7 protein-coding genes are annotated in these 5,436 nt (G+C 63.9%); all 7 read left to right on the top strand.

Annotated features, from left to right (window positions below; all coding sequences use genetic code 11):
- Nucleotides 1-571 (top strand): CobW C-terminal domain-containing protein (locus WBQ44_RS18995; protein WP_495568223.1); only part of this gene is annotated, 571 nt, incomplete at its 5' end.
- Entirely contained in the window at nt 568-828 is a 261-nt protein-coding gene (locus WBQ44_RS18990) for a type B 50S ribosomal protein L31 (RefSeq protein WP_495568222.1), read from the top strand. The genes WBQ44_RS18995 and WBQ44_RS18990, both read left to right, overlap by 4 nt.
- 3 nt (nt 829-831) lie before the next feature.
- The gene (rpmF, locus tag WBQ44_RS18985; protein WP_495568221.1) at nt 832-999 is read left to right on the top strand and encodes a 50S ribosomal protein L32; all 168 of its coding nucleotides are present in this window, start codon (nt 832-834) and stop codon (nt 997-999) included.
- Nucleotides 1,000-1,082: 83 nt separating this feature from the next.
- Nucleotides 1,083-2,147, top strand: coding sequence for a VIT1/CCC1 transporter family protein (locus WBQ44_RS18980; protein WP_495568220.1), 1,065 nt, complete (start codon nt 1,083-1,085; stop codon nt 2,145-2,147).
- Nucleotides 2,148-2,194: 47 nt separating this feature from the next.
- Nucleotides 2,195-3,364, top strand: a complete 1,170-nt coding sequence (locus WBQ44_RS18975) for a lipase family protein (RefSeq protein WP_495568219.1) — start codon at nt 2,195-2,197, stop codon at nt 3,362-3,364.
- Between the two features lie 182 nt (nt 3,365-3,546).
- The gene (locus tag WBQ44_RS18970; protein WP_495568218.1) at nt 3,547-4,374 is read left to right on the top strand and encodes a hypothetical protein; all 828 of its coding nucleotides are present in this window, start codon (nt 3,547-3,549) and stop codon (nt 4,372-4,374) included.
- Nucleotides 4,375-4,512: 138 nt separating this feature from the next.
- Entirely contained in the window at nt 4,513-4,950 is a 438-nt protein-coding gene (locus WBQ44_RS18965) for a hypothetical protein (RefSeq protein ID WP_495568217.1), read from the top strand.
- Nucleotides 4,951-5,436: the final 486 nt, after the last annotated feature.

The following is a 5,436-nucleotide window of genomic DNA, read 5'->3' as shown; positions in this document are numbered from 1 at the left end:
CGTGCCGTTCGACGCCAGGCGCGGTGAAGTCACCGACGCACACTCGCCGTTGCTGCGAGGCCAGCCGCCGCTCACAGCCGACTGCGGGGTCACCCTCGTCGAGTTCACCGCGGAACGACCGTTCCATCCGGAACGACTGCACGAGGCCATCGACGTCCTCCTCGACGGCGTCGTCACCGCACGCGGACGAGTGTGGGTGGCAACACAACCCGACGAAGCGCTGTGGGTCGAATCCGCAGGCGGCGGACTACGCGTCGCCAGTGCCGGCAAATGGCTGGCCGCGATGACGCCCGTCGAGCAGGAACGCGTCGACACCTCGCGCCGGGCCATGGCGGCGCTGCGCTGGAACGACGAATTCGGCGACAGGGACACCTCGCTGGTCGTACTCGTTCACGGCGCCGACCCAACCGAAATAGACCGAACCCTGCAGTGGGCCTTGGTGTCCGACGACGAGATGCGCGACCGCGACGCATGGGCCAACTGGACCGACCCGTTCGGGCAATGGCACGAAGACCCCTGCGAGACAACGGAATCACCGTACTCGGACATACGACGAGAGGCAACAGAATGAAACAGGGTATCCACCCCGACTACCACCCGGTGGTCTTTCAGGATGCGGGCACCGGAACCAAGTTCCTCACCCGTTCCACCATCACGAGCACCCGCGAGGTCGAGTGGGAAGACGGCAACACCTACCCGCTGGTGATCGTCGACGTCACCAGCGAGTCGCACCCGTTCTGGACGGGTGCCACCCGCATCATGGACACGCAGGGACGCGTCGAGAAGTTCGAGAAGCGCTACGGGCGCCGCACCAGGAAGGACGCCTGAGCCATGGCTGTTCCGAAACGAAAGATGTCGCGTTCCAACACTCGCAGCCGTCGGGCGCAGTGGAAAGCGGTTGCACCCGACCTGGTCACTGTCAAGGTGGGCGGCCAGGAATTCCGGGTTCCGCGTCGGTTGGTCAAAGCAGTTCAGACGGGCGTGTACGACCCGAGCTGACCCTCCGCCGAGATCGAGGTTGTGCACGGTTGCGGGGCCGTTTCACGTCATGACTTCGATCTCGGCGGCGGTAGGTTGTTCTGATGAACGAACGGGCGCCGTCGGCCAAGGACGTCAAGCGGTGGCGACGCTACCTCGCCGACGAGCGTGCCGAAGCAGCTGTCTACCGAGATCTCGCAGGACGCCGGAGCGGTGAGGAGCGGGAGATCCTGCTCGCACTGGCCGATGCGGAGGGTCGTCACGAAGAACATTGGCGACGCCGGCTCGGTGATCGCGTCGGAATGCCGCTCAGAGGCAGCATGCGCACTCGCATCCTCGGATTGATGGCCCGACGGTTCGGTTCGGTGTTCGTGCTCGCATTGGCTCAGCGCGCCGAGACGAGGTCACCGTATTCGGTCGACTCCGGGGCCACCGAAGCCATGATCGCGGACGAGCAAATTCACGCCGAGGTCGTGCGCGGACTCGCGGCGCGGGGACGAAACCGACTGTCCGGCAACTTCCGGGCAGCCGTGTTCGGCGCGAACGACGGCCTCGTCAGCAACCTCGCCCTGGTGCTCGGCATCAGCGGCAGTGGAGTGTCCAACGAAATCGTGCTCATCACCGGTCTGGCCGGTCTGCTCGCCGGGGCGCTGTCGATGGGCGCCGGTGAATACGTGTCGGTCCGTTCCCAACGTGAATTGCTCGAGGCGTCGTCACCCGACGGCTCGGCCCGCGAAGCGGTGCAACACCTCGACGTCGACGCCAACGAGCTGGCGCTGGTCTATCGCGCCCGCGGCATGTCCTCCGACGAGGCCGAGCGAAAAGCGTCGCAGGTGCTCGAACATCTGACCCCCGACGACTCCATGGAATCCGACGCCGTCACCCACGAAGCGGTGGGAACCGGAATCGGTGCTGCCGCCGCCAGCTTCTGCTTCTTCGCCTCCGGTGCCGTCATCCCGGTGCTGCCGTATCTCTTAGGAATGGAAGGCGTCGCGGCCCTCGTCGTTGCCGCGGTACTCGTCGGGATCGCGTTGATCGGGACGGGCTTGGTGGTCGGGCTTCTCAGCGGTGGCCCGCCGATCAAGCGGGCGTTGCGTCAACTCGCCATCGGTTACGGGGCAGCAGCCGCCACCTATCTCCTCGGTGTTCTGTTCGGTGGAGGCGTCTGAAGAAAAGAGCACGCGATGTCGGCATGACGCGCGTTACTGTGTCAGGCATGTCGATTCGCTTCCTGTCGCTCGGCGCCGCGCTCGCGACGGGCGTCGTCGCGGCGCTTTTCGCTGCACCCGTCGGTGCAACTGTCGCTGCACCCGTCGCTGGTGCGGACGAGGTGGACACAACCCCCGGTACGGTTGTATCGGTCGAGGAACTCCCCGGCGAGCTGTGGCTGCCCGGAACCGCAGAAGCCAAGCGCATCACGTACTGGACCATCGGCTCGCAAGGGCAGCCCGCGCTGAGCAGCGGCGCGTTCTTCGTCCCCGAAGGCGATGCCCCCGAGGGCGGTTGGCCAATCATCGGTTGGGCGCACGGCACTTCCGGCGTCGACGACAACTGCGCGCCCTCGATCGTCGGGCCGGCCGCCGTCGAACGCGACCGGCAGTACCTCGGCACCTGGCTGGGCCAGGGCTACGCGATCGCTGCGACCGACTACGTCGGCCTCGGCACGCCGGGACTGATGCCGTACCTCGACGGAAAAGTGTCGGCGCACAGCGTGGTCGACAGCGTCAAAGCCTCACGCGCCGTCGACGATTCGCTGTCCAACAAATGGGTTGCCGTCGGACAGTCGCAAGGCGGCGGAGCGGCCATCACCACCGCGCGCTACGCCACCGAATTCGGTGGGCCCGAACTGGACTACCGCGGAGCGGTCGGCACCGGCGTGCCCGCAAACATCGAACTCGCACTGCTTCCCGCTGGGCCGGGGTTCCTTCCCATGCCGGTGAACAAGGGGCTCACGACGTATGCGCTGTACATCCTGTCCGGCCTCCGCACCGCGCACCCCGAGGTGAACATCGACTCGTATCTGACGAACGAGGGCAGGCACGCCGTCGACAAGGCCGAAACGCTCTGTGTGCTCGAAGCAGAGGAAGAGTTCGACGGGCTCGTCACCGGCGACCTGTTCTCCAGACCGCTGAGCGATATCCCCAACTTCTACGGGCTGCTGAACGACTACATGGGAGTGCCCGTCGACGGCTACGACCGACCCGTCTTCATCGGGCAGGGCCTCTACGACACGGATGTCCCTGCGCCTGCGGCACTCTCGCTGGTCGCGCAAATGACAGCCAACAGCGAACCCGTCACCCTGCGTACCTATCCCACCGATCACAGCGGTGCCTTACTTCAATCGCAAGCGGATTCTCTTCCGTTCGTGCAGAGGATTTTCCAGTAGTGTCCCTGTACGAATTCTGATTGATGCCCGGGTCGGCGATCTCAATGGCGAACAGCACAGTGCGTGCAGCGTTCGAATATCCCGACCATGTCGGACCGCGCTCCTAGGATTCGCTCGATTGGCGTCCATCTCGGACGCAACCGTCGCTTGGACGGTTCGCGCGAGGCATCAGGGGTGCAGACGTGGACATCATCGATTTGACCAAGGAGGATCACGCCTATTTCGTTGGCCTGTTCCAGACCGACGGTCATCTTCAGGGCGGAACTGGGCAGAGGGGAAAAGCGGTGATCGAGTTGTCCGTCAAAGATATTGACCTTTTGCGACGGCTCTCGGACCTTTTCCCTGAGTCGAATTCGACAGTTACGACTCGTACGCGAACCACGAACTTCGCCGTCGACTACACGAGCGCGATGTGGCGGATGTGCGACCTATCGTTCAGGCGCGAGCTCGAAGCATGCGGTGTTCCAGTCGGACGCAAGTCCGTACAGGTGGGACCGCCTGAGAGTCCTTTCCATGAGCGGGGTTACTTCCGTGGCCTGCTGGACGGGGACGGCAGTGTTGGGTTCACACGTACGGGATTGCCCTTCGTCAGCTTTGTTACAGCGTCAGCGAGACTCGCTGCGTACTTCTGCGCGACCGTGAAAACGGTTACAGGAGCGGTTCGGAATTCGAATCGAAACACGCGGGACAACGTCTTCTCCCTGCTGGTGGCGGGTGAACCGGGGGCACAGCTGGCTGGTTGGGTCTACCCGCCCGGTTGCTTAGCGCTGGACCGCAAGCGCTCGGCAGCGGTAAACGTTGCAGCATGGGTCAGGCCGGCGGGAATGCGGGCAAGGCCTGTCCTAGGTCGACGATCGTGGACTGCAGAGGAGGACGCGATTGTGGCGTCGACGACTGTTCGGGATGCTGCCCAAAAGCTCAACCGCACAGAGCAGTCCGTGAATGTTCGCCGCTGGCGCCTGCGGAACGCAGACAGCCGAACATCGCTGGATAATCCAGAAATGCTCTGACGAGCACTGGTTGCCGAACGTCCGCAGTGGCATCGGCACCGTCATGGCTGACGCCGTCGAGCTGGTGGAGATGAGCACGAGTTGCGGCAGATCCTGAACGTCAAGGGGACGTAGCAGACCACCCGGTATGGTGGGGGTATGGAGACTCCGACGCCCGTATGGAAGGCCGCTGCAACGGTCATCGTCGGCGCGTTCCTCGGCGGACTTTCCGCGGTCGTCAGGGATGGCGCATGGTGGGCGATAGCGCTGGGGTTGGTCGTCCTGTGTGCGGGAAGTGTGCTGGCAGTCCAAGCGGTGCAGAGAATATGCCGCGAGAACACAGGCCGCCGAATTCCCTGGTTCGGTAGACCACCGGTGAGTCCGAGGCGATTCGATCTGAAGAGCGGACTGGGCGCACCGTTGGTCGTGATCGGAGCCGTGATCCTGGGGCAGAATCTCGCGTGGCCCTGGCCTGTGATGATTGTGGCAGCCGGGTTGTTCAGTGTCGGTGTCTCTACAGTGGCCGTTTCCGTGCACAATCGCCGAGTCAACGCCCCTCCTGACGCCTCGACGGGCGGAACAATATGGACGAGTTGACCCCCATGCGCCCGGTAAGTGTCTCGCCCGACTCACGGAGCAAAGCGCCTACCTGGCAGGTGATTGCGTGCGCTGTCGTCGTCCCACCAGTGTTATTTGCGGCATTCTTCGTCAACGACGGAGCCTGGTGGGCGATCTGCTTCGGAGCGCTCGCATTCGTTTCGGGAGTTGTACTGTCCGTTCAATCGAGCCGTCGGATACTCCGTGAGAATGCCGGCCTGCGGATTCCGTGGTCCGGCCGACCGCCGGTGGACCCGCGAACTCATGACTTGAAGGGGAGCACCGGCGTTCCGTTGGCTATGGCAGGTGCGCTGCTGGCAGGCGGCAACCTACAACTCCCGTGGGCGCTGACCGTTTCTGTCGGGTTGCTCGTAGTTATCGGTTTGACCTTGGCGCCGTTCGCGCTCCACAACCGAAGAGTCAGAGCCACTTCTGACGCTTGAACACCACGTATAGGACGCTAGAGCAGATGGCCATGGCTACCAG

The organism is Rhodococcus sp. (in: high G+C Gram-positive bacteria) (assembly GCF_049591685.1).
GTDB lineage: Bacteria > Actinomycetota > Actinomycetes > Mycobacteriales > Mycobacteriaceae > Rhodococcoides.
This window is presented reverse-complemented; position numbering and strand designations above follow the sequence as displayed.

Bases quoted from the DNA above. Each gene is read 5' to 3' on its own strand.
- rpmF (WP_495568221.1), top strand. From the start codon at position 832: ATGGCTGTTCCGAAACGAAAGATGTCGCGTTCCAACACTCGCAGCCGT.
- WBQ44_RS18990 (WP_495568222.1), top strand. From the start codon at position 568: ATGAAACAGGGTATCCACCCCGACTACCACCCGGTGGTCTTTCAGGAT.
- WBQ44_RS18975 (WP_495568219.1), top strand. From the start codon at position 2,195: ATGTCGATTCGCTTCCTGTCGCTCGGCGCCGCGCTCGCGACGGGCGTC.
- WBQ44_RS18980 (WP_495568220.1), top strand. From the start codon at position 1,083: ATGAACGAACGGGCGCCGTCGGCCAAGGACGTCAAGCGGTGGCGACGC.
- WBQ44_RS18965 (WP_495568217.1), top strand. From the start codon at position 4,513: ATGGAGACTCCGACGCCCGTATGGAAGGCCGCTGCAACGGTCATCGTC.